The sequence below is a fragment of the Nocardia pneumoniae NBRC 100136 genome (assembly GCF_000308755.1).
Taxonomy (GTDB): domain Bacteria; phylum Actinomycetota; class Actinomycetes; order Mycobacteriales; family Mycobacteriaceae; genus Nocardia; species Nocardia pneumoniae.
Genome location: NZ_BAGF01000062.1, coordinates 43,128 through 67,968, shown reverse-complemented (window position 1 = coordinate 67,968; position 24,841 = coordinate 43,128). Strand labels below are relative to the sequence as shown.

The following is a 24,841-nucleotide window of genomic DNA, read 5'->3' as shown; positions in this document are numbered from 1 at the left end:
TTCGTCCCCTCAGTCCGCACCGCTTCGAACCGCGGTCGTCGCCATGTTCGCCGCCAGCCAGCGTGCCCGGAATTGGGCTTCGGTCGCCGCATCGAGATCCTCCGATCGGCCGGCCAGCCAGCGGCGGTACCGGCGTTCCTGTAGTTCGGTGGTGTCACTTGCCTCCGCGGGCACCGCGAGCAAGTGCGCGAAGGCCATCTCCACCAGCGGATGCAGTTGCCTGCCCGGGCCGCCGTTGCGTTCGAGCATCGCGGTCGCGTAGCGCGCCGACAACTTGGAGACCACCCGATTGAGCTCGGCGATCGCCGCCACCACCTGCGGGTCGGTGGTACGGCCGTGTTCGACGGCGTCGTTCAGCCTGCCCGAGGCGGCGAGCAGTCCGGTGAGGTCGGCGATGTCGAATCGGATCGCGTCCGGTCCGGCCACCACCGACTTGCCGTCGCCCTGGGCGGTGTCGGCCGGTTCGTCGGCGGCCGGGATTCCGCCCGCGTAGGTGCGTGCGGCACTGCCCGGCAGCCAGCGCAGCGGCGCGTCGAGCTTGTTCAGCGTGTGCACGCTGATGGTCGCCTCGCCGTCTTCGATCTTCCGGATGGTCGGCGCCGAAGGTCCCCCGAGGTCGCCGATCTGTAGCTGGGTGAGGCCGAGCTCGTCCCGGCGTTCTTTGATGATTCGCCCGAATCTCTTCTGCCGCGACAGCTCCGAAGGGCTATGCATAGTGGGTCCATGGTAAGCCGCTGGCAGGCGGTTGGCAAACAAATAGAAAGCGTTTGGAAAATCTGTCGAAAGTTGGTACGGTAATTTTGCGCTGAGGCCCGGAGGGGCGGCCGTGCGCCGGGTTCCGGGACGAGCAGGGGCGTTCGCTGGGATGAGCGTCCGGTCTGTCGCGCAACGGCGCGTGGCAGACCGGTAGCGGCGGTGGAGGGGATCGCCGTTGCGCGGAAGTTCACCGTCGGCGAAGGGGGCCGACGGTGAACTTTTCTCACTCGGCCCGGGAACCGCGCCCGGCGACCGAGCGGTTGTCCGCTGCGGTGGCCGCGCGTGCCACGATGATCAGCCCGGCGATGGTTCAGGACCTGCCCGGAGCGCCCGGCCGCCGGTGGCGTCCTTCATCGGCGATGATCCGCAGGCAGGTCTGGTGCTTCGTCTCGCCGGGAATGCCCTCCCGGCGCAGGCGCAGCATCGCCTGTGCCAGATCGATGCCCAGCTCGTTCGACAGGCGAACAGCATCGACATTGGCCATTGCACAAACCTCCTGGAAACACCACGAACGAAGAACACTGCGTCAGAAGCAGTTTCGTCCTTGTCGTACCCAGTCGGCAGGCGATTGAACCATGAATTAACTGGCGGGGCTCAACCGCGGTAGGTTTCGCGATGCACCGCGTCCGTCAGCGGTCGTCCGGCACGCCAGCCGAAGCGCTCCAGATCGGGAATGTCCTGGAACTCGTGGACCGGACCGACGCAGAGCCAGGCGACCGGGCGGATGCTCTCGGGGAGCCCGATCAGATCGGCGAGGAAATCGGGGTCGTAGAAGGACACCCAGCCGACGCCGATGCCCTCGGCCGTGGCGGCCAGCCACAAGTTCTGTATCGCCAGAACCGCCGAGTAGACGCCGGTTTCGGGCACGGTGGCCCGCCCGAGCACCTGCGGTCCGCCGCGGCCGTGGTCGTAGCAGACGACGATGCCGGTGCCGCTCTCCAGAATGCCTTCGATCTTGATCGGCTCGAATGTCGCCGCCCGCTCCGGTGGCAGCGCGTCCCGGAACTCGACGCGCCGCTGCGCCACGTGCTCGGCGAACTTGCGCAGTGTCGCCTGCTCGCGGACGACGACGAAGTCCCACGGCTGCGAGTTCCCGACGCTCGGCGCCCGGTGCGCGGCGTCGAGCAGCCGCCACAGCGTGGTTTCGTCGACGAGCTCGCCGGTGAACTCCGCGCGCACGTCCCGCCGACGCCGTATGACGTCGTAGACGCTCAAAACTTCATGCACCGCCTGAGTCTCCTCCGCCTCTCCGCGTCTTCAAGCCGTACGAGTTGGGTGGCGTGGGATTGCGTTCAGGTCGTGCGCTGGGTGCCGCCCGGATTCTGGGCGTACCCGGTGAGTTACCCATGTACCTGCGAAATCACTCGGCACGTTTGGTGACCTGCGCCGCAGTCGGTCCGGGGGCCGATAGCGGCGTGGAGGCCGAACCGGATCGCAGGTACTGATTTCGTGAGCACATGGGTAACTCGCGGGGTACGCCCAGAACTCGAGTGATACCCAACGCAGGACCTGAACGCAAATCCCGCGTCGCCTGACTGGTACGGCCTGAAGACCCGGAGAGGCGGAGGAGCGGAGCCTAGAGACGCGGAGAGGCGGCCCCGCGCCGGGTGAATCGGCGGCGGCCCTGGGCGAGCGCGGTGCGCAGACCGCGGCGCTTGCCGGTCACCGGGTCGACCGTGGCGGTGGTGCGGCCGCGGAATTTGCGTTCCGAGGCGGTTTCCGGGGCGTCGTCGGCGGTGGCGCGCAGGTACTTGTTCGGCAGTGACAGCTTGAGAATCGTCCGCCACGCCTTGAAGTACTGCACCGGCAGCGAGCCGGTGGTGTAGGGCAGGTCGTACTTGTCGGCCAGCTCGCGCACCCGCACGGCGATGTCGGCGTACCGGTTGCTCGGCAGATCGGGGAACAGGTGGTGCTCGATCTGGTGGCTCAGGTTGCCGGTCATGAAGTGCATGAGCGGGCCGCCGGAGATATTGGCGCTGCCCAGCATCTGGCGCAGGTACCACTGGCCCTTCGTCTCGTCGTCGATGTCGGCCTTGGTGAACTTCTCCGCGCCGTCGGGGAAGTGCCCGCAGAAGATGACCGCGTTGGACCAGACGTTGCGGATCGCGTTGGCGGCCAGGTTCGCGGTGAGCGTGGAGAAGAACGCCGGGCCGGTGAGCGCGGGGAAGACGACGTAATCCTTGAGGATCTGCTTGCCCATCTTGGTGAGCGCCTCGGAGCGTTTACGCTCGAACTCGGCGCGTTCGGGCGTGCCCGGCTTGTACCGGCCCGCCGCCAGCTTGCCCAACTCCAGGTGCTGGATGGCCACGCCGTACTCGAAGAACAGCTGCAGCACCAGGTTGTAGATCGGATTGCCCAGGTTGAACGGCTTCCAGCGCTGGTCGCGGGTCACCCGCAGCAGGCCGTAGCCGATGTCGTCGTCCATGCCGAGCACGTTGGTGTACTTGTGGTGCAGGTAGTTGTGCGTGTGCTTCCAGTGCTTGGCCGCACCCGTGTTGTCCCATTCCCACGAACTGGAGTGGATCTCCGGATCGTTCATCCAGTCCCACTGCCCGTGCATGACGTTGTGGCCGATTTCCATGTTCTCGATGATCTTGGCGGTGCTGAGCAGGGCGACCCCCGCCAGCCAGGCGGCGCGCACCGGGCTGGCGAAGAGGACCACTCGGCCGCCGATCTCGAGAACTCGCTGCAGCCGGATGACATTGCGGATGTACTTCGCGTCGCGCTCGCCGCGCGACGCCTCGATTTCCCGCCGGATCGCGTCGAACTCAGCGCCGAGTGCTTCCACGTCGGCCTCGGTGAGGTGCGCGTATTCCTTGACATCGGAGATCGCCATGCGGGTTACCTTACCGTAAGTTACGAGATCGTAGGTTACGAAGTCGGTCGCACGGATGTGTCGGATCCCCTATTGCAATCCAGGGTCGGTGCTGCTAATTTAGCGTGCCCTTCGGCGGAGTCGAAAAGGCTTGTCCCGCTTGGCTTTTTCGCGCAACGCCGCCTGTTCCTGGCGGGCTCTTTCCTGGAGCGCGAGCTTGGCGTCGCGCAAGTGCTGCCGCTCGTGCTCGGCCTTCTCCTTCAGCGCCGCCTTCGCCTCGCGCAGCATCTCCTTCTCCTGCCGCGCCTTCTCCTGGAGCACCACCTTCGCCTCGTGCAGCGCCGAACGCAGCCCGCGGCGCTTGCCGGTCTCCGGATCGACGCGCAGCCAGTGCGTGGACTCCGCGCCCGGCAGCGTCACGCCACCCATCGACGGCAGCGTGATGCCCGCGAACTTGCGTTCCGAGGACGTCTCCGGGGCGTTGTCGGCGGTCGCCTTGAGGAACCGGTCCGGCAGCGCCAGCTTGTGGATGGTGCGGAAGGCGAGCAGATACTGCTTGCCCAGCGAGCCGGTGGTGTAGGGCAGGTCGTACTTGTCGCACAGCTCGCGCACGCGCGCCGCGATCTCCGGGTACCGGTTGCTCGGCAGGTCCGGGAACAGATGGTGCTCGATCTGGTAGCAGAGGTTGCCGCTCATGAACGCCATGGCGGGACCGGCTTCGAAATTGGCGCTGCCCAGCATCTGGCGCAGGTACCACTCGCCGCTGGTCTCGTTCTCCAGCTGCTCGACGGTGAACTTCTCCGCGCCGTCGGGGAAGTGGCCGCAGAAGATCACCGCGTACGCCCACAGGTTGCGCACCAGGTTCGCCATCGCGTTGGCCTTCAGCGTCTGCTTGAACGCCGGTCCGGTGAGCGCCGGGTAGATCAGGAAGTCCTTGGCCACCTGACGGCAGATCTTGCGGCCGAAGTCCTTGTTCGGCGGCGACATCAGCTGCCACCGCGGCGTGTCGGCCAGCTCCTTCTCGATGCTCCAGTCGTGCAGCGCGATCCCCCACTCGAAGGTGGCGGCCAGCAGCAGGTTCGCCAACGGCTGCACCAGGTGGATCGGACGCCACGGCTCGTCCCGGGTCATCCGAAGGATGCCGAAGCCGAGGTCCTCGTCCTTGCCGAGGACGTTGGTGTAGGTGTGGTGGGAGTAATTGTGCGCGCGGCGCCACTGCGAGGAGGGGCCGGTCATGTCCCACTCCCAGGAGGTGGAGTGGATCTCCGGATCGTTCATCCAGTCCCACTGCCCGTGGCTGACGTTGTGCCCGAGCTCCATGTTCTCGATGATCTTGGCGACCGACAGCAGCGCGGTTCCGGCCAGCCAGGCCCACCGGTTGCGGCTGCCGAACAGCACGGCGCGGGCCGCGACCTCCAGACCGCGCTGCGCCGCGATCGTGCGCCGGATGTACTTCGCGTCGCGCTCGCCACGGGACGACTCCACGGAGCGGCGGATGGAATCCAGTTCCTGCCCCAGGGTCTCGATGTCGGTCGCCGTGAGGTGAGCGAACGCCTTGATATCGGTGATGGCCACCGGGGTCCTTTCCCTACTCGATCCAGATCGAGGGTACCTGTCGGGCTATACGTCCAGCGTGCAATCGCCCGCGGCGGCCGAGACGCAGGTCTGCACCTTGTCGCCCTCGCGCCGCTCGTCGCCGTTGCGCAGATCGCGCACATGGCCCGAGCTGACCGTGACGACGCAGGTTTGGCAGATGCCCATCCGGCAGCCGAACGGCATCTGCACGCCCACCGACTCGCCCGCCTCCAGCAGGCTGGTCGCGCCGTCCACCTCGGCGGTGCGTCCGGTCTTGCCGAAGGTGACCGTGCCGCCCGCGCCCACCGCGGAGCGCTCGATCTCGAACCGCTCCACGTGCAGCCGGTCGGACAGGCCCGCGTCGCGCCAGTGCTTCTCCATCTCGTCGAGCATCCCGGCGGGCCCGCACGCCCAGGTGTGCCGTTCGCGCCAGTCGGGGAACGCGGTGTCCAGGTCGGCGAGCGCGAACTTGCCGTTTTCCGCGGTGAGATGCAGGCGGGTGCGGAAACCCGGATTGCGGTCGTGCAGCTCGCGCAACTCGGCGCCGAACATCACGTCGTCGGCGGTGCGCGCCGAATGCAGATGCACCACGTCGGTGAAGACCTGACGGCGGTCCATCGTGCGCAGCATGGACATCACCGGGGTGATGCCGCTGCCCGCGGTGAGGAACAGCACCTTCTCCGGCGGCGGGTACGGCAGCACGAACCCGCCCTGCGGCGCGGCCAGCCGGACGACAGTGCCCACCGGAACGCCGCCGACCAGGTGGCTGGACAGGAAACCTTCCGGCATCGCCTTCACCGCGATCGAGATCAGCCGCTTGCCGCCGTGCCCCGGCGCGGACCAGTCCGGCGGGCAGGTCAGCGAGTACGAGCGCCAATGCCAACGTCCGTCGACCAGGAGGCCGATGCCGATGTACTGGCCGGGTTGGTAGGTGAAGTCGAAGCCCCATCCCGGCTGGATCACCAGCGTGGCGGAGTCGGCGGTCTCCTTGCGCACCTCCACGATGCGCCCGCGCAGCTCGCGCGCCGACCACAGCGGGTTGACCAGGTGCAGGTAGTCGTCCGGCAGCAGCGGGGTGGTCACTCGCGCCACGGCGCCGCGCAGCACGTTCAGCTTGCCGCCGCGCTCGGCGACGCTCGCCGCGGGCGCCTCCAGCCACGCGCGAACACCTCGCACCGAGAAGCTCCCAATTTTCGAACCCATCGCTGCCGTCGGTCTCCCTGTTGTCGGTTGCGGGTGGCCGCTCCGCGAGCGAACGCGGCCTCGGCAGCAAGGTTACGGCATCGTAGGTTACGACGGGTGGGTGAACCCGCGAACGTTCGCGCGGCACCCGGATAGCGTGCCGATCTACGACGCCGTGCCCGGCGGCTTCACAGCAGCTCGAGCAGGAACGGCAGCTCCTGCGCGGCGTACCAGGCCAGCTGGTGGTCTTCGGCGTCACCGAGGACGAATTCGGCGTCGGTGTCGCCGAGATCGGCCGCGTCGACCACGTCGACGGCCTTGGCGACCTGCGGTTCGGCGTCGGCCAGATCGACGTGCACCGAGGCGATCTGCTGGTAGCTGATCGGGCCGCCCAGCCGGACCACCGCGTCGTCCAGGTCGGGCCGCAGCTTCGCGCCGGTCACGTCGGCGGCGACCACCGCGCGCCGGTACACCGGGCCGCCGCCGGTGGCCGGTGCGGCGTCGTCCGGAAGCTCCGCTTCGGCGACGTCCGCCGATTCGCCGATCGCCTCGCGTTCGGCGGCGAGCAGCCGCAGCGAGGCGCGGGCGGCCTCGGCCATGGCCACCTCGCCGAGTTCCTCGTCATCGCCGGAGGCATACGCCTCGCGCAGCGCGGGCGTCACCGCGAACGCGGTCCCGCCGACGGCGGCCAGCACCCGGTCGGTGACCAGCTTGCGCAGCATCGGCACCGTCGCCGGGATATAGACCCTCAGCTTCGTCTGATCAGATGCAGGCACCGAGCATCTCCTCCATGGAATCGCGCACCGCCGCGGTCAGCACGCCGATATCGGCCATCGCGTCGCGGTCGGCGTTGAGACCGTAGAAGACATGCCCGTCGTAGGACGTGATCCCGATGCTCAACGCTTGATTGCGCAGCAGTGGCGATACCGGATACATCTCCAGCATCCGCGCGCCGCCGATGTACATCGGCGCCTGCGGACCCGGCGCGTTGGTGATCACCAAGTTGAACGTGTGTTCTGCGAACGTACTCGCCGCGCGCACGCTCATCGCATGCAGGCTGGCCGGAGCGAACCCGGCCAGGTGCACCAGGGTCCGCGCGCGGACGGCATGCCGCTGGCGGCCGTTGGGCTCGGTGGCGTGCGCGATGTGCGACAGCCGCATCACCGGATTCGGCTCGCCGACCGGCAGATCGATCAGGAACGACGACACCTCACTGGCCGCCTGCGCCTGGTTCGCTTCGCCCCCCTCGACGTACACCGACATCGGCACCACCGCCCGCAACGTCGTGGACTCGATCAGCGCCTCACCCCGCGACAGCAACCAGCTGCGCAGCGCGCCGGTGACCACCGCGAGGATCGTGTCGTTGATCGAGCAGTCGAAGCGCCCGCGGATCGTGCGATAGTCCTGCAGTTCGGTGCGCACCACCGTGAAGCGCCGAGTCCGTGAGGTGGGGGTGTTCAGCGGGCTGTCCGGTGCGCCGGTCGCCGCCGCGCGCACCGCCGAGATCACCGACTCCACCGCCTTGCCCGCGGTACCGAGTACCGCGAACGCGCTCGCGCTCGCGTCGCGGGCCACCTCCAGCGCCTTGCGCGGCTGAGCCGCCAGGTGGCCCAGCGCGCCGACCAGCAGTTCGAGGTCGCCTGGTTCGCGCGGTGCGATCCAGTCGTCGTAGGCCAGCTCGCGCGGCTCGGGTCCGGTGTCGAGGATCACGTGGCCGATCTCCAGGGCGGTCTCGCCGTCCACCAGCGCCGAGTGCGACTTGGTGAAGATCGCGCAGCGGCCCTCCGACAGCCGTTCGATCAGGTACATCTCCCACAGCGGCCGGGCCGGATCCAGCGGGTGCGAGGCGAGCCGGGAGACGAGCTCGTGCAGCTGCTCATCCGTGCCGGGACCGGGCAGCGCGGAGCGTCGGATGTGGTAGGTGATGTCGAAGCGGCTGTCCTCCACCCAGACCGGGCGGCCGAGCGACAGCGGGATCTCCCGCACTTTGCGCCGGTACCGCGGCACCAGCGCGAGCCTGCTCTCGACCAGATCGACCAGCCGGTCGTAGTCCAGGATCGGCGTGGCACTGTCGCCGGGCTCGGCGTTCCTTACGATCGCGAGAGACCCGATATGGATCGGATTGCTGCTCGACTCGAGCCGGTAGAACGCCGTGTCCTGCGGCGTCAGTCTCGTGATCACGCTGCCCGGTACTCCTTTTCCCGATGCCGCCCCCCGCCTATTGTGCTGCCGCGACAACCGTTACCCCGGTCGTTGTGGCATATCTGTGAATTCGGCGCGCCTCATCGCGTGCCGGGGCTGTTACGGCACGCTTGTTCCGTTCGAGCCCCGCAAACTGATTCGATCACAGCGAGAACCGGGATGCACGGTCGACGCCGTGTTCGTTTGCGGCACTGTTGCGGCGCGTATGCGCGGCGGCCGCGCGGCACGAGAAGTCGGCAGCGGCGGTCACCTGCCGCGGCTACCATGGGCGAGCGAACGCCGAGATGGTGCTTCGACCACTCGGCCCGGCTACCGCTTCCGAGCGAAGCGCGACCGAGCATTGCTGTTCGCGGCGGCGGCTCGCGTCTGAGCGGCCGCCGTATAAAACGGTAAAGTGGCCAGCAGCGGTCACCTATCCGGCTACGACGGGCCAGCAAACGTCGAGGTCCCGACGTTGTCACTCTGCGTGACCACTCGGCCACACTCCCGCTTCCGAGCGAAGCGAGACCGAGCATTGCTGTCCGCGGCCCGAGCCACAGGTGGGCCGCGGACACGCAGCGCCGCAGGCGCTGCAAAACAACACAGACACACCGACCAGAGGACTGACGAGACCCGTGCCTGCGCTGACACTGACGAGGTTGCTTCGGATTGGTGAGGGTCGCATGGTGAAGCGGCTCTCGCATTTCGCCGACCAGGTCCTCGCCCTCGAACCGGACTACGAGGAGCTCAGCGACGCCGAGCTGCGGGCCAAGACCGACGAGTTCCGTGAGCGCTACGCCGAGATGGTCGCCGACGGTGAGAGCGATCCGCTCGGTCAGCTGATGGCCGAGGCGTTCGCGGTGGCGCGCGAGGCGTCCTGGCGGGTGCTCAGCCAGAAGCACTACAAGGTGCAGGTGATGGGCGGCGCGGCGCTGCACACCGGCAATATCGCCGAGATGAAGACCGGTGAGGGCAAGACCCTCACCTGTGTGCTGCCCGCCTACCTGAACGCGATCAGCGGCGACGGCGTGCACGTGGTCACCGTGAACGACTACCTGGCCAAGCGCGACGCCGAGTGGATGGGCCGCGTGCACCGCTTCCTCGGCCTCGAGGTGGGCGTGATCCTGTCCGGCATGACCCCCGCGCAGCGCCGCGCGGCCTACAACGCCGACATCACCTACGGCACGAACAACGAGTTCGGCTTCGACTACCTGCGCGACAACATGACCCACTCGCTGGACGACCTGGTGCAGCGCGGGCACAACTTCGCCATCGTCGACGAGGTCGACTCCATCCTCATCGACGAGGCCCGCACCCCGCTGATCATCTCCGGCCCGGCCGATGCCTCCTCGAAGTGGTACGCCGAATTCGCGCGGATCGCGCCGCTGCTGAAGAAGGACGTGCACTACGAGGTCGACATCAAGAAGCGCACCATCGGCGTGCACGAGGCGGGCGTCGAGTTCGTCGAGGACCAGCTCGGCATCGACAACCTGTACGAGGCCGCGAACTCGCCGCTGGTCAGCTACCTGAACAACGCCATCAAGGCCAAGGAGCTCTACCAGCGCGACAAGGACTACATCGTCCGCGACGGCGAGGTGATCATCGTCGACGAGTTCACCGGCCGCATCCTGGTCGGGCGCCGCTACAACGAGGGCATGCACCAGGCGATCGAGGCCAAGGAAGGCGTGGAGATCCAGCCGGAGAACCAGACGCTGGCCACCATCACGCTGCAGAACTACTTCCGCCTCTACGACAAGCTGTCCGGCATGACCGGCACCGCCGAGACCGAGGCCGCCGAGCTGCACCAGATCTACAACCTCGGCGTGGTCCCCATCCCGACCAACAAGCCGATGATCCGCGCCGACCAGTCCGACCTGATCTACAAGACCGAAGAGGCCAAGTTCTCCGCGGTGGTCGACGACGTCACCGAGCGGCACGAGAAGGGCCAGCCGGTGCTGATCGGCACCACCAGCGTCGAGCGCTCGGAGTACCTGTCCAAGCAGTTCACCAAGCGCGGCATCCCGCACAACGTGCTGAACGCGAAGTTCCACGAGAAGGAAGCCGAGATCATCGCCGAGGCCGGGCGGCCGGGCGCGGTGACCGTCGCGACGAACATGGCCGGTCGCGGTACCGACATCGTGCTCGGCGGCAACCCGGACATCATCGCCGACATCCTGCTGCGCAAGCAGGGCCTCGACCCGGTCGAGACGCCGGAGGAGTACGAGCGCGCCTGGCTGCCCACCCTGGACCAGGTCAAGGCGCAGACCGCCGAGGACGCCGACGCGGTGCGCGAGGCGGGCGGGCTGTACGTGCTCGGCACCGAGCGGCACGAGTCGCGCCGCATCGACAACCAGCTGCGCGGCCGCTCCGGCCGTCAGGGCGACCCGGGCGAGTCCCGCTTCTACCTGTCGCTGGGCGACGAGCTGATGCGCCGGTTCAACGGCGCCGCGCTGGAAGCGATCATGACGCGGCTGAACCTGCCCGACGACGTGCCGATCGAGGCGAAGATGGTCTCCAAGGCCATCAAGAGCGCGCAGACGCAGGTCGAGCAGCAGAACTTCGAGATCCGCAAGAACGTCCTCAAGTACGACGAGGTGATGAACCAGCAGCGCACCGTCATCTACGGCGAGCGCAACCGGATCCTGCGCGGTGAGGACATGGAGGGCCAGGTCCAGAGCATGATCACCGACGTGATCACCGCCTATGTGGACGGCGCCACCGCCGACGGCTACGTCGAGGACTGGGATCTGGACAAGCTGTGGACGGCGCTGAAGACGCTGTACCCGGTGAGCCTGGACTACCGGGACCTGACCGGCGAGACCGAGATCGGCGAAGCGGGCGAGCTGACCCGCGAGGAGCTGCTCGAGGCGCTGCTGGACGACGCGCACGCGGCCTACGAGCGCCGCGAGGCGGAGATCGATGGTCTCGCGGGCGAGGGCAGCATGCGCAACCTGGAACGTCAGGTGCTGCTTTCGGTGCTCGACCGCAAGTGGCGCGAGCACCTCTACGAGATGGACTACCTCAAGGAGGGCATCGGCCTGCGCGCGATGGCGCAGCGCGACCCGCTGGTGGAGTACCAGCGTGAGGGCTTCGACATGTTCAGCGCGATGCTCGAGGGCCTCAAGGAGGAGTCGGTCGGCTTCCTGTTCAACCTGCAGGTCGAGGTGGCGCAGCCGCAGCCGGAAGGCGTCGCGGTGGAGCCGGGCCTGCGTTCCCCGGTCGGCGCCATGGCCGCCCCGCGCCCGCTTCCCACCGAGGAGGCCAGGGTCGCCAACGGCCACGCCGCTCCTGCCGCTCTGCGCGCCCGGGGTATCGACGAATCCGCCCCGCGCGGCTTCAGCTACTCGGGTCCCGACGAGGGCGGCCGCGCCGCGGTGCGCAGCGACGCCGAGGAGTACGGCGTCGACGGCAGCCCCCACCCCACCCGCCGCGAGCGCCGCGAGGCGGCCAGGGCGGAGGCGAAGGGCAAGCGGGCCCCGAAGTCCCGCCGTCGGCACTGAGCGGACGGCTGCGTCGGCGCGGACTTGTCCACGCGGTTCTGCCGTATGGCGAAGTCGTGTGCAGCCGTCTGCACGGGTTGGAGTGATCATCCGTGACCGTCCCTGCCATGCAGCCGCGCCCAGGCCACCTGCGTGCCGTCGCTGAGCAGATAGAACCCGCCACGGGCCTGCGCGTCGAGATCCTTGGCGGCAGTCTCGTGATGTCACTGACACCTCGCGGCACGCACGCGGGGACGATTCGGCGATTGCGGCAACAGATCGAGGCACGGATGCAGGGCGGGCTAGCGGCATACGAGGTTTCGTCGATCCAGATGCCGGACGATGACGACGACTACTGCACCCCCGATCTGGTGGTCCTGCCCGAGGCATGGGATCAGGACGACGATTGGCTGGCCGACCCGCATGATGTCGAGCTTGCCGTCGAGGTGATCTCCAAGACGGAGAAGGCTCAGCAGATCACGGACAAGAACGGCTGGTACAGCGCGGCGGGCGTCCGCATGCTGCTATCGGTCGATCCGCGCTACGGCCGGTGGGCGCTGTACACCCATCCCAAGGACGGCACGTATCACGGCCAGCTCGACGGGACGTACGGCGACGAGATCCCATTGCCCCAACCTTTCGGTTTCGCCCTGGATACCGGCTGCCTGCCACGCTACGGGCGGGAGTGACGCAGGCGGTGGATGGCGATCCGGTCGCGGACTCGATTCCGCATCGACGTGCACACCGACGGATGGCTGTGCCCCGTGCGGAGGCTCTGGCGGTCTTCTCGGGGATCGGCTCGGGAGCGACCACACCGGACGTCGCCGATCTCATCGACGACTCCATCGACGACGCCTACGATCGCGCCTACCGCCCACTCGGTCGATCCCGCTGACTTCCAAGGCATTCCGCGATGGTGACCGTCGCGCCGGTCACCCATCCCGACAATCGCTGACCGGTTGCCTCGATCGGCGCGACGCGGCGACGGCCCCGCGCGCCGGGGTCTCGAACATGTCCACTGAACGCGCGAATCGGCGTAGTTTTCCTGGAATGGACCGTGCGGCTGTCGAGGCGTGGGTGGACGGATACGAGCGGGCCTGGCGGGCGGCGGGCACCGAACAGCTCGCCGAGCTGTTCGCCGCCGACGCCGGGTACTCGGTGTCGCCGTGGGCGCAGCCCCGCACCGGCCTCGATGCTCTCGCCGAATTCTGGGAGGACGGCAGGGATGGACCTGACGAGCCGTTCACCATGCGGTCACACATCGTCGCGGTGGACGGGGATACCGCCGTGGTGCGGGTGGAGGTGGAATACGCGCGGGACACCCCGTCGCAGTGGCGGGACCTGTGGATTCTGCGCTTCGACGACTCGGGTCGGTGTACGTGGTTCGAAGAATGGCCGTTCGCGCCCGGCCAGCCGGACGGGCACTGATCGTCGGATCCGACCTTTCTCCTACCAGGGGTCGTTGGAGGTGAGGGCGACGAGCAGGCGGCGGATGGCTGCCACGCGGTGCTCTTTGCCGGTGAGCTCGTCCAGGGCGCATTCGGGGTCGGCGGGCGGGCCGAGGTGGGTGCAGCCGCGCGGGCAGTCCTCGATGGCTTCGGCGAGATCGGTGAAGGCGGCGATGACGTCGTCGGGGGTGATGTGCGCCAAGCCGAACGACCGGACGCCAGGGGTGTCGATGACCCAGCCGCCACCGGACAGGGGGAGTGCGACGGACTGGGTGGAGGTGTGCTTGCCCTTGCCCACGCCGGAGACCTCGCCGACGGCTCGATCCGCGTCCGGGACAAGACGATTCACCAACGTGGACTTGCCGACGCCGGAGTGGCCGATCAGCGCGGTGAGGCGGTCGCTGAGCAGATCGAGCACCGGGTCGAGCGGATCGTCGATGCCGCCGTAGACGATGGTGAGATCCAGATCGTCGAACGCCGCGGCGAATTCGGAGTCGGCGGCCAGATCGTGTTTGGTCAAGCACAGAATCGGTTGCAGCCCACCGGCATACGCGGCGACCATGGCGCGTTCCACGAACCCGGTTCGAGGCGGCGGGTCGGCAAGCGCCACCACGATGAACAGCTGCTCGGCATTGCCGACCACGATCCGCTCGAATGGATCGGTGTCGTCGGCGGTGCGGCGCAACACCGTTCGGCGGTCGGCGACCCGGACGATGCGGGCCAGCGTGTCCGGCCGTCCGGACAGATCGCCCACCACGTCCACTTGGTCGCCCACCACGATCGGAGTGCGGCCCAGCTCACGCGCCCGCATGGCGACGATGCGGCGATCGGCGTCGCCGTCGAGCACACACCCCCAGCGGCCACGGTCGACGGAGACCACCATGGCGGACTCGGCATCGCTGTGCTGCGGTCGAGTCTTGGTGCGTGGACGCGAACTACGCCCCGGACGAACCCGCACGTCGGATTCGTCGTAGCTGGCCGCGGAGCGTCTCCGGCTCAGTGCGCCGCTCCTTCGTCGGATAGCGTCGGATCCAGCATCCGCTCCCACAGGGCGACGAAATTCGGCAGGGTCTTGGCCGTGGTGCCGATGTCCTCGATCTCGACGCCGGGCACTCGGAGGCCGAGAATCGCTCCGGCCGTGGCCATCCGGTGATCGGCGTAGGAATGCCACTTGCCGCCGTGCAACTCGGTGGGCACGATCTCCAGTCCGTCCTCGGTCTCGGTCACCTTGCCGCCGAGCCGGTTGATCTCGGTGGACAGCGCGGCCAGCCGGTCGGTCTCGTGGCCACGCAGATGGGCGATGCCGCGCAGCACGGTCGGGGAGTCGGCCAGCGCGGCCAAGGCGGCGACGGTCGGGGTCAGCTCACCCACATCGTGCAGATCGATGTCGATGCCCGCGAGCCGGTCGGGGCCGTGCACGGTCAGCACGCCGTCGAAGATCCTTGCCTCGGCCCCCATCCGCACCAGGATCTCGCGGATCACATCGCCCGGCTGGGTGGTGAACCGCGGCCAGTGCGGGATGCTGACGGTGCCGCCCGTGACCGCCGCCGCGGCCAGGAACGGCGTGGCATTGGACAGGTCCGGCTCGACCTCCCAATCCACCGCGCGGATCGGCCCGTGCTCCACGATCCAGGTCTGCGCTTTGAAGCTGTCCGCGGGCGCCTGCACCCGCACGTCGGCGCGGCGCAGCATCTCCACGGTCATCTCGATGTGCGGCATCGAGGGCAGCGCCTTGCCGTCGTGGTGCACCACCAAGCCCTCGTCGAAACGGGCGGCCGACAGCAACAGCCCGGAGACGAACTGCGACGACCCGGACGCGTCGATGGTCACCGTGCCGCCGCGCAGCGCGCCCTTGCCGTGCACGGTGAACGGCAGCGAATCACCGGCGATATCCGCGCCGAGCGCACGCAGCGCGTCCAGGATGGTGCGCAGCGGCCGAATCCTGGCCTGCTCGTCGCCGTCGAACGCGACGTCGCCCGACGCCAGCGCCGCGACCGGCGGCAGGAAGCGCATCACGGTGCCGGCCAGCCCGCAGTCGACCGTGCCACCACCCAGCGGCGCCGGGGTGACGGTCACCGTGTCCCGCTCGCCCTCGATGCCCGTACCCAGCGCCCGCAGCGCGCCGATCATCAGATTCGTATCCCGGCTACGCAACGCACCGGTGATCGTCGAGGGTCCATCGGCCAGAGCGGCGAGGATGAGCGCCCGGTTGGTGATCGATTTCGATCCGGGCAGGGTCACGGTCGCGTGCACGGGGACATCGACATGGGGCGCTGGCCAGAAGTTCACCCGTCCATCATGCACTGTGCTTGTTATGCAGCGCCTGCGGCGCTGCGTGTTCGCGGCCCCCTTGTGGCTTGCGTCCGAGCGACCGCCGCTGGCGACTTCGTCGCGGACGCGGCGGCCGCTCGGACGCGAGCCGGGCCGCGAACGGGAATGCTCGGTCTCGCTTCGCTCGAAACCGCGGTTGCGCTGATGCTGTTGCCTGAGGAGGACACCGCGGGACCGGGTGTTGTGGCTGGACTACTCACCGTGCCTTGGTTGCGATCATTTCGGCCGGACGCGAGATGCGGGGAAAGCGCTCGAAGACCTGCACATCGTGGCCGACAGACCTCGAGACCGGGCCGCGAACGGGAATGCTCGGTCTCGCTTCGCTCGAAAACTGCGGCTGGGCCGATGTGGTTGTGTGCGGCGGACAACCGCGGCATGGGGTGTTGCGGCTGGAGTACTGACAGCGCAGGTACAGCTCTACCGTCGATCGAGCCGAAGTCGACGGCCTTCCCACTCCACCGGAGTGCACGTATCCGCGATCGGCAGCAGTGCGGTAGGGGGTCCGGGTAACTCAACGTCGTCGAGTACCCGGACCGGGTGCCGCCGGGCTCTACTTGTGGCGGCCGTGGAGCACGGGGACGAGTTTGCGCAGCAGTTTCATCGTGGAGGCGGTGCGGGTGTAGCTCAGCAGCGCCATGCCGGGAACGGCGAAGCGCTGCACGGCGATCGAGTGTGGGCGGACGAACTCGCGCAGGCCGGGTTCGCCGTGGATGCGGCCGATGCCGGAGTCGCCGACGCCGCCGAACGGCAGGCCGGGGATGGCGGCGAAGGCCAGCACGGAGTTCACCGAGGTGGCGCCCACGCGCAGCCTGCGCGCGATGTCCAGGCCGCTCTTCTTCGAGTACACCGCGGAGGACAGGCCGTACTTGGACTTGTTGGCCAGCTCGACCGCCTCGTCCACGCCGTCGACGGTGCGGATGGTGATGGTCGGGCCGAAGGTCTCCTCGCACACCGCCTCGGAGCTCTCGTCCACGTCGACGAGCACCACCGGCTCGATGAACGGCGCCTTGACCGACTCGGGGCCGCCGAGCACCGCGGTGCCGCCGTGCTTCAGCGCGTCCTCGATGTGGCGGCGCACCACGTCGACCTGGCTCGGCATGGTCATCGGCCCGTAGGCGGCCTTGTCGTCCGAACCGGGCTTGATGTCGCCGAGAATGCGCTTGACCTCGGCGACGAACTCGTCGCGCACCGCGCGATCGACGTACACCCGTTCGACGCCCGCGCAGGTCTGACCGCTGTTGGCGGTGGCGCCCCACGCGACCGCGTCGGCGGCGGCCTTGATGTCGGCGTCGGCGGCGACGATCACCGCGTCCTTGCCGCCGCACTCCAGCAGCACCGGCGTGAGCTTCTCCGCGGCGGCGGCCATGATCCGCTTGCCGGTGGCGGTCGAGCCGGTGAAGGCGATCTTGTCGACGTCCGAGCGCACCAGCGCCGCGCCGGTGGGGCCGTAACCGTTGATCGTGATGAAGACGCCCTCGGGCAGTTCCGGGTTGGCCTCGGCGAAGGCGTCGGCGAGGAAATTGCCGATGCTGGTGGAGTATTCGCTGGGCTTGAACACGACGGTGTTGCCGGCGGCCAGCGCGTAGGCGATCGAGCCGTTCGGCGTGTAGACCGGGTAGTTCCACGGGCCGATCACTCCGACGACGCCGAGCGGGCGCAGTTCCAGCCTGGCGCTGAAGTTCGACATCAGCGCGCCGGGGAAGATCCGTTTGGGGCCGAGCACCTTCTTGGCGTGCTTGGCCGCCCACGCGATGTGCTCGAGCGCGAGCATGAGTTCGAGGAACGCGTCGTCGAGCGGCTTGCCGTTCTCGGCGTGGATCAGCGCGCAGAACTCCTCCGACTTCTGCACCAGCTTGCTCGACCAGCGCAGCAGATGCGTGCGCCGCTGGTCGAAACTCAGTGCCCCCCAGGTGGCCGCCGCCGCGCGGGCCTTCGCGACCGCGGCGGCCACCGCGGCGTCGTCGGCGATGACGTGTGTGCCGATCACCTCGCCTGTCGCCGGATTCACCGACGTGAGGGCCGTGTCGTGGTCGGCCGGTCTGGTGTCGGTTGATGTCACAGTGGGTCTCCTCTTGCCGTCTGCGGTGGCCGGTCGATGCGCACGCCGGAATGGACGGGCAGACCGCCCCTCACGATGAGAGAATGTTAGGTCAAAACTCTCAACAGGTCATCAGTTATGGGCCAATTGTCCCCGACACTGTCGGTGCCGGGTGGGAGTATCGGGATATGTGCGGACGATATGCGACCACGACCAACCCGGCCAGGCTCGCGGCCGAGTTGGACGCGATCGACGAGACCGAGACCACGGACCAAGGCGCCTTCACCAACTACAACGTCGCTCCGACCACGCAGATCCTCACCGTGGTCGAACGGCACGACCAGGGACGGAAGGACGACGATCCGAAGCGTCGGATCCGGCGTATGCGCTGGGGGCTGATCCCGGTGTGGACCGAGGCCGCCGAGCCCGGCGTGCCGGTCAAGGGCAAGCCGTTGTTCAACGCCCGCGCCGACAAGGCCGCCACCACGCCTTCCTTCCGCGACGCGGTGAAATACCGGCGCTGCCTGGTGCCGATGGACGGCTGGTACGAGTGGGTCGTCGAACCGAACGCCGAGCCGGGGGCGAAGGGCAAGGTCGTCAAACATCCGTATTACATGGCCAACGCCGACGGTTCCCGGCTCTACATGGCGGGGCTGTGGTCGGTGTGGCGCGACCGTTCGCAGCCGGAGAGCGAGCCGCTGCTGTCGTGCACCATCCTCACCACCGACGCGGTCGGCGACCTCACCCGCATTCACGACCGCATGCCGCTGCCCATGCCGGAGGAACACTGGGACGCCTGGCTGGACCCGGATCACCCGGCCCCGGCGACGCTGCTGGAGACGCCGAGCGAGGAGACGGTCGCCGCAATCGTGCCGCGCCCGGTGCCCCCGCTGGTCAACAGCGTGCGCAACAACGGTCCGGAATTGCTTGCCCGAGTAGAGGATCGGGAGCACACCGGGCAGATCAGCCTGCTGTGACCGCGGCCCGGCTCGCGTCCGAGCCGGGCCACGAATGGGTAATGCTCGATCTCGCTGCGCTCGAAACCGGGGTTGGGCCGATGAGGCCGCCCGAGCCGAGCGCGGAATTCATGGTCGCGGGTCTACAGCGAGCACTTCACGCTGGGCGTGGCGATATTCAGCCCGCACTTGATCACCCCGGCGAGGAGATCGATGATCTTGGTGGTCAGCGTCCCGCCGAGCTTCTCGGTCTTCTCGGCTTTCTCGTCCTTCTTGAACATGCCCTGGCCGGTCAGGGCGTCGTCGTCATCCTTGCCGTCGAAATCGAAGGGGCTGTCGTCGTCCTGCCCGCCGAAGTCGAAGGGGTAACCGCTGACCTGCGTGACCGCCGGGGCGCCCGGAGCGGCGGCGGCCTGCGGGGCGAGGACCGACACCGAACCGAGAGCCACGACGAGAGTTCCGAACAACACGACGATCATGGTGCGCAAACGCTGGTGCGCGAACATTCGCATCACATCCTCGAGTCGGATCGATCTGGCCGTTTCCAAGTAACGCACAGATCGCGGCGGTTCTGGCTGGATTACGCCGATATCACCGGTGCGGTGACCGCGCTGGTCAGCCGGATCAGATCGGCGGGCGCCAGCTCGATCTCCAGACCGCGCCGCCCCGCGCTGCACAGCACGCGGTCCCAGGACAACGCCGAGTCGTCGATCACGGTGGGCAGCTGTTTGCGCTGGCCGAGCGGGGAGATGCCGCCGAGCACGTACCCGGTCGTCTTCTCCGCTCGGGTCTTGTCGGCCATGCTCGCCTTCGACGCGCCCAGCGCCGCGGCGGCGGCCTTGAGCGACAACGTGTGCGGCACGGGAAGCACCGCGACCGCGAGCGCGCCGGTGGACAGCTCGATGACCAGCGTCTTGAAGATCTGCTCGGCCACGACGCCGAGTTCGGTGCCCAGCGCGTCCACCGCCTCGGTGCCGTAGGAGTCGGCGCGCGGATCGTGTTTGTAGGCGTGCACCCGGTGGGCCACCTCGGCCCGGGTCAACGCGCGGATCGCCGGTGTCGAGCCTGCTGCCATGGCCGAAACATTATCGTGGTCGCGGGAACACGCCGGGCACCGCGCATGTTGTAGGCGATACACAGCGCTCGGATGGGATTTCCATCGCGTGAGCAGGCCCTATGAAGACGTGAAGGAGATGCCGGTGCCCGTGCTGCTCGACGATCGTCCGGTATGGACCGCGGTGTCACCGACGGAAGGCGGATTCCCGGTCGATATGCCGTTGCCGGTAGATTTGGCAGGTACGGCGATCGAAGGGATAGGTGTGACGAGCGACGATGACGTGGTGGCCGACGATGTCGCCGCCGTCGACGATGCCGAGCTGGCACAGCGCTTCGAGCGGGACGCGCTGCCCCTGCTCGACCAGCTCTACGGCGCCGCGCTGCGCATGACCAGGAACCCGGCCGACGCCGAGGACCTGGTCCAGGAGACCTATGTCAAGGCGTATCAGGGGTTCAAGTCGTTCCGGGAGGGCACCAACCTCCGTGCCTGGCTGTACCGGATCCTGACCAACACCTACATCAACTCCTACCGCAAGAAGCAGCGGCAGCCCGCGCAGTACCCGACCGACGAGATCACCGACTGGCAGCTGGCCGCGACCGCCGAGCACACCTCGCAGGGCCTGCGCTCCGCCGAGGTCGAGGCGCTGGACGCGTTGCCGGACGACGACATCAAGGCGGCACTGCAAGAACTGCCGGAGGAATTCCGGATGGCGGTGTACTACGCGGACGTCGAGGGTTTCCCGTATAAGGAAATCGCCGACATCATGGGCACGCCCATCGGTACGGTGATGTCCCGGCTCCACCGCGGCCGGAAACAGCTGAAGGGTTTGCTCGCCGATGTGGCGCGCGAGCGTGGATTCAACCGTTCGGGGGAACGCCAGGAGGTCAACCAGTGAGCCAGGACCCGGATATGGAGCTCGACTGCACGGCGGTTCTCGCGGATGTGTGGTTGATGCTGGACGGGGAGTGCGACGAAGCGACCCGGGCCCGGTTGCAGCACCACATGGAGCACTGCAGCCCCTGTATCGAGGCCTACGGCATCGAGGAGAAGATCAAGGGCCTGCTCAGTCGCAAGTGCGGCGGTGACCGCGCGCCCGAGTCGCTGCGCGAACGCCTGACCGTCGAACTGCGCCGCGCGTTCATCGTCACCGAGACTTCCGTCGAGACCTCCGACCGACCGAACCGATAACGCCGAACGGCACGCCTTCCTGCTGGAAGTGCGTGCCGCTTCGCGTTTGCGGGCCGAGCGTGCGCTCAGGCGTTGGGCCGCTTGCCGTGGTTGGCTGCGTTTCCCTTGCGGCTACGCTTCTTACGTCCGCGCTTACCCATGAGTAGTCTCCCTTCTGGTTGAAGGCCATTGTTTCACGTGTGGTTGGCTGTACCGTCAGCGGATAGAGGGCAACGAGGAATGGGGTGCCATGGCGGAGGAAGTTCTCGCCGAGCTGGTGTCGGTCGTCTACCAGGTGGTCGTCGAAGAGGGCGACGAGGTCCAGGAGGGCGATACGCTGGTGATCCTCGAGTCGATGAAGATGGAGATTCCGGTGGTCGCCGAGTCCAGCGGCACGGTCACCTCGATCGGCGTCAAGGAAGGCGACGCGATCAAGGCCGGGCATCTCATCGCGGTCATTTCCTGATCGATTCCGGCGGTAGATCTTCATGGCGACACTGAGCGAGTTGCTGGCCGAGCACACCGACCTACCCGGTGTCGCCGTCGACCATCTGCAGCGGGTGGTGGGCGATTGGCAGCTGCTGGCCGATCTGTCCTTCGCCGACCTGCTGCTGTGGGTCGGCGCGGGCCCGATCACCGAGGGCGCGGACATCGTCTGCGTCGCGCAGTGCCGCCCGACCACCGCCCCCACCGTGCACCAGGAGGACCTGGTCGGCACGGTCGCCCGGCGGGCCGACCACCCCCAGGTGTTCCAGGCGCTGGTGACCGGCGAGATCGTGCGCGCCGACAGCGAGGTCGAGGCATCCGGCGTGTATCACCCCCATCCGATGCACGCGATCCGCGAGGCGATCCCGGTGCGCTGCGGTGACGACGTGATCGCCGTGCTCAGCCGGGATACCGATATCCAGCGTCCCCGGGTCCGCAGCCAACTGGAGACCGCCTACGTGGCGTGCTCGGACGACCTGTGCCAGATGATCGCCGACGGCACCTTCCCGACCACCGAGGACCGCGCGGCCACCCATTCCAGCCCGCGCGCGGGGGACGGTTTCATCCGGCTCGACACCGAAGGCATCGTCGTCTACGCCAGTCCGAACGCCCTGTCGGCCTACCATCGGATGGGCTTGCAGGCCGATCTGGCCGGACAGGATCTGGCCGTCACCACCCGATCCCTGATCACCGACCCGTTCGACGCGCAAGAGGTGGTCGGCGACATCCAGGCCGCGCTGGCCGGACGGACCGGGCGGCGCATGGAGGTCGAGGCGCGCGGCGCCACCGTGCTGCTGCGCACGCTCGTGTTGCGCCCGCACGGTGAACTGGCCGGAGCCGCCGTGCTCGTGCGCGACGTCACCGAGGTGAAGCGGCGCGATCGCGCCCTGCTCAGCAAGGACGCCACCATCCGGGAGATCCATCACCGGGTGAAGAACAATCTGCAAACCGTCGCCGCCCTACTGCGCCTGCAAGCCCGCCGCACCGAGAACGAGGAGGCGCAGGTCGCGCTCACCGAGTCGGTGCGCAGGGTCACCTCGATCGCGTCGGTGCACGAAATGCTGTCCATGTCGGTGGACGAGGAGGTCGACCTGGACGAGGTCGTCGACCGGCTGCTGCCGATCATGGCCGACGTCGCCACCGTGCACACCACGCGCATCAAAGTGCGCCGCGCGGGCTCGCTCGGCGTCTTCTCCGCCGAACGCGCGACCCCGCTGGTGATGGTGCTGACCGAACTGGTGCAGAACGCCATCGAGCACGCCTTCGATTCCGGCGAAAACGGCACGGTGACAATCCGTTCCGAGCGTTCCGCCCGCTGGCTGGACGTGATCATCAGCGACGACGGTCGCGGCCTCCCGCCGGGTTTCAGCCTGGAGTCCTCCGACCGGCTCGGCCTCCAAATCGTCCGCACGCTGGTCACGGCCGAACTCGGTGGATCCATCGGCCTGCACCCCGGCGCCGACATCGGCACCGATGCCGTCCTCCGTGTGCCGCTGGGGCGCCGCTCCGGCCGCTGAGTGTTCGTTCCGCGTCGGGCTGTGCTGTGCCCGTAGGGCGGTTAAGACGCAGTGCCGCAAGGTAATTCGGTCCGAGGCACAACACAGCCCGGCACCGATGGGTGCCGGGCTGACAATGCTTACCGGGCCTGGCTGCTGAATGGCCCGGTAAGGCGGTTCGTCTTAAACGACGGTGCGGGTGCGGGTGCGCGCGTTCCGGCGCTTCAGCGCCCGGCGCTCGTCCTCGCTCATACCACCCCACACGCCGGCGTCTTGTCCGGACTTCAGGGCCCAGGACAGGCAGTCGGCGGTTACGGGGCAGCGAGCGCAGACCAGCTTGGCATCGGCAATCTGCGCGAGCGCCGGACCACTGTTACCCACCGGGAAAAACAGCTCGGGGTCCTCATCGCGACAGATGGCCTTGTGGCGCCAGTCCATTCCTCTGCTCCTTTGCTGGGCGCCGCACACGGCGCCTTATGGTTTGTGGATCGTTCACTTGTGCGACTCGAATGTTTCCGCACGGTTGCTTGTGAATGCTTTCACGAACACCGTAGATGTCAATAGGCACGCGGTGCACCGTGGGGAAGGTCACGCTCTAAAGGCCCCCGCAGGGGAGGCCTGCCCGGTCCTTTGTACTCGCTCCACCTGCTTTTCGCAGCACAACCGCGATGTTTTTCCCGGCGTTTCGCGCTCAGTGCGGCTGCGGAGCGACCACGGCGAGGACGTCGGGCACCGCGGTGAAATCCACCACGTTGCGCTTCCCGATGAAGTCGCCATCGATTTGCAGGCCGATGGGTTCCTTGGACTCGATTCGTACGGCGGGAACGTCGTCTTCGCGAAATAAATTGCGCGACTTGGGGTTTCCGTTGGGCATGAGGAGTTGACGCGCGAGCAGAAGCGTCGGGAGCACCGCCATGGATCGCACGGCAAACACGCCGAGCCCCGTTTCGAAGCGGGTGCCGGGGTTGGTGTGCACCGGTGTGGCGTTCAAGTAGGTCCAGGGTGTGGTGTTGGTAACGAACGCGTAATGCACACCGTCTACCGGATCACGGCCGGGAATTTCGACCTGAACGCTCGGTTCATCACGCTTTGCCCGGAAGAATTGTCGCACAGTTGTTCGAAGATAACGGGCGGGGGTGGCGGTGCGGCCGCGCGCGCGGCTGGCATCGATCGCCTCGCACACATCGGCGTCCAATCCGACGCCCGCGCTGAAACAGAACCAGCGATCGTCCGCCGTGCCGAGGCCGATGCGGCGATCGGAGTCCACCGTGAGCAGGTCGATGAGCTGGTTGGTAGCGGTCACCGGGTCCGGCGAGATGCCGAGCGCCCTGGCGAAGACGTTCGCCGAGCCGCCGGGGATCACGCCCAAGCGCGGCAGCCAGGCCTGGCCGTCGTCCAGTTCGGGCAGCGGGAGGAAGCCGTTGATGGTCTCGTTGACCGTCCCATCGCCGCCGTGCACGACGATCAGGTCCATCTCATTGGTCGCTGCCCACTGGGCCAGCTCCGCCGCGTGGCCGCGGTGCTGGGTGTGCGCGACGGTCAGTTGGGTGCGGCTCTCCAACGCGTGCGCCAGCAGGTCCCGGGTCGCCGGCGTAGTCGAGGTGGCATTCGGGTTCACGATCAGCAGCGTCCGCACGTTCGCAGCCTAGTTGGCCGCTGGCTCGGGCCGGAAAGCGGCGAGCGACGCCCGGGTGGGACCGCGGCCGTCGGTCTACGCCAGGGCGCGCCCTGGTCTTTGCGGGTCGTAGGCTTGCCGCGTGAGCGTGAGCGGGCGTCATCGAGTGAACCTGGACCACAGCATGCGGTCGCAGCTGGGGGAGCGAAGCGCGAGGGTCGTGACGGAGCGTCAGCGGGTGTGTCCGAGGACCTGGCGC

25 protein-coding genes are annotated in these 24,841 nt (G+C 67.9%); 9 read left to right on the top strand and 16 right to left on the bottom strand.

Annotated elements, in window-relative coordinates:
• Window positions 1-9 precede the first annotated feature (9 nt).
• The 8 genes from ON34_RS20780 to ON34_RS20750 all read right to left on the bottom strand — a co-directional run bounded on the left by ON34_RS20780 (window position 10) and on the right by ON34_RS20750 (window position 8,509).
• Window positions 10-714, bottom strand: a complete 705-nt coding sequence (locus ON34_RS20780) for a helix-turn-helix domain-containing protein (RefSeq protein WP_040781837.1) — start codon at window positions 712-714, stop codon at window positions 10-12.
• Between the two features lie 352 nt (window positions 715-1,066).
• The gene (locus tag ON34_RS36180) at window positions 1,067-1,240 is read right to left on the bottom strand and encodes a hypothetical protein (RefSeq protein ID WP_157172359.1); all 174 of its coding nucleotides are present in this window, start codon (window positions 1,238-1,240) and stop codon (window positions 1,067-1,069) included.
• 110 nt (window positions 1,241-1,350) lie between these two features.
• Complete coding sequence (bluB, locus tag ON34_RS20775; protein WP_040781836.1) at window positions 1,351-1,971, bottom strand: 5,6-dimethylbenzimidazole synthase; 621 nt, start codon at window positions 1,969-1,971, stop codon at window positions 1,351-1,353.
• A gap of 361 nt (window positions 1,972-2,332) precedes the next feature.
• Window positions 2,333-3,592, bottom strand: a complete 1,260-nt coding sequence (locus ON34_RS20770; protein WP_040781835.1) for a fatty acid desaturase family protein — start codon at window positions 3,590-3,592, stop codon at window positions 2,333-2,335.
• Between the two features lie 99 nt (window positions 3,593-3,691).
• Window positions 3,692-5,146, bottom strand: coding sequence for a fatty acid desaturase (locus ON34_RS20765; RefSeq protein ID WP_040781834.1), 1,455 nt, complete (start codon window positions 5,144-5,146; stop codon window positions 3,692-3,694).
• Window positions 5,147-5,191: 45 nt separating this feature from the next.
• Complete coding sequence (locus ON34_RS20760; protein WP_040781833.1) at window positions 5,192-6,349, bottom strand: ferredoxin reductase; 1,158 nt, start codon at window positions 6,347-6,349, stop codon at window positions 5,192-5,194.
• 167 nt (window positions 6,350-6,516) lie between these two features.
• Window positions 6,517-7,050, bottom strand: a complete 534-nt coding sequence (locus tag ON34_RS20755) for a DUF6912 family protein (RefSeq protein WP_083889592.1) — start codon at window positions 7,048-7,050, stop codon at window positions 6,517-6,519.
• Window positions 7,051-7,090: 40 nt separating this feature from the next.
• Window positions 7,091-8,509: a WS/DGAT/MGAT family O-acyltransferase gene (locus ON34_RS20750; protein WP_040781831.1), complete on the bottom strand. Its 1,419-nt coding sequence runs from the start codon at window positions 8,507-8,509 to the stop codon at window positions 7,091-7,093.
• A gap of 635 nt (window positions 8,510-9,144) precedes the next feature.
• Here ON34_RS20750 and secA point away from each other — a divergent pair.
• From secA to ON34_RS20730, 4 genes are all read left to right on the top strand, one after another.
• Window positions 9,145-12,009 (top strand): preprotein translocase subunit SecA, encoded by a 2,865-nt coding sequence (gene secA, locus ON34_RS20745; RefSeq protein WP_040781829.1) that lies wholly within the window; start codon window positions 9,145-9,147, stop codon window positions 12,007-12,009.
• 107 nt (window positions 12,010-12,116) lie between these two features.
• Window positions 12,117-12,677 carry a Uma2 family endonuclease gene (locus tag ON34_RS20740; protein ID WP_051022921.1) on the top strand — a complete coding sequence of 187 codons (561 nt, stop codon included), beginning with the start codon at window positions 12,117-12,119 and terminating at the stop codon, window positions 12,675-12,677.
• A gap of 62 nt (window positions 12,678-12,739) precedes the next feature.
• Window positions 12,740-12,883, top strand: a complete 144-nt coding sequence (locus tag ON34_RS20735) for a hypothetical protein (RefSeq protein ID WP_157172358.1) — start codon at window positions 12,740-12,742, stop codon at window positions 12,881-12,883.
• A gap of 155 nt (window positions 12,884-13,038) precedes the next feature.
• Entirely contained in the window at window positions 13,039-13,416 is a 378-nt protein-coding gene (locus ON34_RS20730; protein ID WP_040781825.1) for a YybH family protein, read from the top strand.
• Between the two features lie 21 nt (window positions 13,417-13,437).
• Here ON34_RS20730 and rsgA read toward each other — a convergent pair whose 3' ends face one another.
• From rsgA to ON34_RS20715, 3 genes are all read right to left on the bottom strand, one after another.
• Window positions 13,438-14,436 (bottom strand): ribosome small subunit-dependent GTPase A, encoded by a 999-nt coding sequence (rsgA, locus tag ON34_RS20725; RefSeq protein ID WP_085997117.1) that lies wholly within the window; start codon window positions 14,434-14,436, stop codon window positions 13,438-13,440.
• Window positions 14,433-15,725 (bottom strand): 3-phosphoshikimate 1-carboxyvinyltransferase, encoded by a 1,293-nt coding sequence (aroA, locus tag ON34_RS20720; RefSeq protein WP_040781821.1) that lies wholly within the window; start codon window positions 15,723-15,725, stop codon window positions 14,433-14,435. Before aroA ends, rsgA begins: the two co-directional genes overlap by 4 nt.
• A 592-nt stretch (window positions 15,726-16,317) precedes the next feature.
• Window positions 16,318-17,826 carry an aldehyde dehydrogenase family protein gene (locus ON34_RS20715; RefSeq protein ID WP_040781819.1) on the bottom strand — a complete coding sequence of 503 codons (1,509 nt, stop codon included), beginning with the start codon at window positions 17,824-17,826 and terminating at the stop codon, window positions 16,318-16,320.
• Between the two features lie 167 nt (window positions 17,827-17,993).
• Here ON34_RS20715 and ON34_RS20710 point away from each other — a divergent pair, with 167 nt between their 5' ends.
• Window positions 17,994-18,782, top strand: a complete 789-nt coding sequence (locus tag ON34_RS20710) for an SOS response-associated peptidase (RefSeq protein WP_040781817.1) — start codon at window positions 17,994-17,996, stop codon at window positions 18,780-18,782.
• A gap of 122 nt (window positions 18,783-18,904) precedes the next feature.
• Here ON34_RS20710 and ON34_RS20705 read toward each other — a convergent pair whose 3' ends face one another.
• A complete protein-coding gene (locus ON34_RS20705; RefSeq protein ID WP_040781815.1) occupies window positions 18,905-19,267 on the bottom strand; it encodes a hypothetical protein in 363 nt (120 codons plus the stop codon).
• Window positions 19,268-19,341: 74 nt separating this feature from the next.
• A complete protein-coding gene (gene ybaK, locus ON34_RS20700; protein WP_040781813.1) occupies window positions 19,342-19,836 on the bottom strand; it encodes a Cys-tRNA(Pro) deacylase in 495 nt (164 codons plus the stop codon).
• Between the two features lie 196 nt (window positions 19,837-20,032).
• On the opposite strand from ybaK, the gene ON34_RS20695 reads away from it, so the two are divergent.
• Both ON34_RS20695 and rsrA read left to right on the top strand, forming a co-directional pair.
• Complete coding sequence (locus ON34_RS20695) at window positions 20,033-20,713, top strand: sigma-70 family RNA polymerase sigma factor (RefSeq protein WP_051022929.1); 681 nt, start codon at window positions 20,033-20,035, stop codon at window positions 20,711-20,713.
• 14 nt (window positions 20,714-20,727) lie between these two features.
• Window positions 20,728-21,006, top strand: coding sequence for a mycothiol system anti-sigma-R factor (rsrA, locus tag ON34_RS20690; protein WP_051022928.1), 279 nt, complete (start codon window positions 20,728-20,730; stop codon window positions 21,004-21,006).
• A gap of 65 nt (window positions 21,007-21,071) precedes the next feature.
• Here rsrA and ON34_RS38565 read toward each other — a convergent pair whose 3' ends face one another.
• A complete protein-coding gene (locus ON34_RS38565; protein ID WP_022597109.1) occupies window positions 21,072-21,146 on the bottom strand; it encodes a 50S ribosomal protein bL37 in 75 nt (24 codons plus the stop codon).
• Window positions 21,147-21,235: 89 nt separating this feature from the next.
• On the opposite strand from ON34_RS38565, the gene ON34_RS20685 reads away from it, so the two are divergent.
• Together ON34_RS20685 and ON34_RS20680 are read left to right on the top strand one after the other, a co-directional pair.
• Window positions 21,236-21,451: a biotin/lipoyl-binding carrier protein gene (locus tag ON34_RS20685; RefSeq protein WP_040781806.1), complete on the top strand. Its 216-nt coding sequence runs from the start codon at window positions 21,236-21,238 to the stop codon at window positions 21,449-21,451.
• Between the two features lie 22 nt (window positions 21,452-21,473).
• Window positions 21,474-22,988, top strand: a complete 1,515-nt coding sequence (locus ON34_RS20680; protein ID WP_040781804.1) for a sensor histidine kinase — start codon at window positions 21,474-21,476, stop codon at window positions 22,986-22,988.
• A gap of 162 nt (window positions 22,989-23,150) precedes the next feature.
• Here ON34_RS20680 and ON34_RS20675 read toward each other — a convergent pair whose 3' ends face one another.
• Together ON34_RS20675 and ON34_RS20670 are read right to left on the bottom strand one after the other, a co-directional pair.
• Window positions 23,151-23,405, bottom strand: coding sequence for a WhiB family transcriptional regulator (locus tag ON34_RS20675; RefSeq protein WP_011211115.1), 255 nt, complete (start codon window positions 23,403-23,405; stop codon window positions 23,151-23,153).
• A 253-nt stretch (window positions 23,406-23,658) separates the two neighbouring features.
• Entirely contained in the window at window positions 23,659-24,603 is a 945-nt protein-coding gene (locus ON34_RS20670; protein WP_040781801.1) for a diacylglycerol/lipid kinase family protein, read from the bottom strand.
• Window positions 24,604-24,841 lie beyond the last annotated feature (238 nt).

Excerpts from the sequence above, each read along its gene's own strand:
- ON34_RS20780 (WP_040781837.1), bottom strand. The coding sequence starts at position 714 with ATGCATAGCCCTTCGGAGCTGTCGCGGCAGAAGAGATTCGGGCGAATC.
- ON34_RS20740 (WP_051022921.1), top strand. The coding sequence starts at position 12,117 with ATGCAGCCGCGCCCAGGCCACCTGCGTGCCGTCGCTGAGCAGATAGAA.
- ON34_RS36180 (WP_157172359.1), bottom strand. The coding sequence starts at position 1,240 with ATGGCCAATGTCGATGCTGTTCGCCTGTCGAACGAGCTGGGCATCGAT.
- ybaK (WP_040781813.1), bottom strand. The coding sequence starts at position 19,836 with ATGGCAGCAGGCTCGACACCGGCGATCCGCGCGTTGACCCGGGCCGAG.
- ON34_RS20735 (WP_157172358.1), top strand. The coding sequence starts at position 12,740 with ATGGCTGTGCCCCGTGCGGAGGCTCTGGCGGTCTTCTCGGGGATCGGC.
- ON34_RS20695 (WP_051022929.1), top strand. The coding sequence starts at position 20,033 with ATGCCGTTGCCGGTAGATTTGGCAGGTACGGCGATCGAAGGGATAGGT.
- ON34_RS20675 (WP_011211115.1), bottom strand. The coding sequence starts at position 23,405 with ATGGACTGGCGCCACAAGGCCATCTGTCGCGATGAGGACCCCGAGCTG.
- ON34_RS20760 (WP_040781833.1), bottom strand. The coding sequence starts at position 6,349 with ATGGGTTCGAAAATTGGGAGCTTCTCGGTGCGAGGTGTTCGCGCGTGG.
- ON34_RS20730 (WP_040781825.1), top strand. The coding sequence starts at position 13,039 with ATGGACCGTGCGGCTGTCGAGGCGTGGGTGGACGGATACGAGCGGGCC.
- ON34_RS20680 (WP_040781804.1), top strand. The coding sequence starts at position 21,474 with ATGGCGACACTGAGCGAGTTGCTGGCCGAGCACACCGACCTACCCGGT.
- ON34_RS20770 (WP_040781835.1), bottom strand. The coding sequence starts at position 3,592 with ATGGCGATCTCCGATGTCAAGGAATACGCGCACCTCACCGAGGCCGAC.
- rsrA (WP_051022928.1), top strand. The coding sequence starts at position 20,728 with ATGGAGCTCGACTGCACGGCGGTTCTCGCGGATGTGTGGTTGATGCTG.
- ON34_RS20705 (WP_040781815.1), bottom strand. The coding sequence starts at position 19,267 with ATGTTCGCGCACCAGCGTTTGCGCACCATGATCGTCGTGTTGTTCGGA.
- ON34_RS20755 (WP_083889592.1), bottom strand. The coding sequence starts at position 7,050 with ATGCTGCGCAAGCTGGTCACCGACCGGGTGCTGGCCGCCGTCGGCGGG.
- ON34_RS20685 (WP_040781806.1), top strand. The coding sequence starts at position 21,236 with ATGGCGGAGGAAGTTCTCGCCGAGCTGGTGTCGGTCGTCTACCAGGTG.
- ON34_RS20710 (WP_040781817.1), top strand. The coding sequence starts at position 17,994 with ATGTGCGGACGATATGCGACCACGACCAACCCGGCCAGGCTCGCGGCC.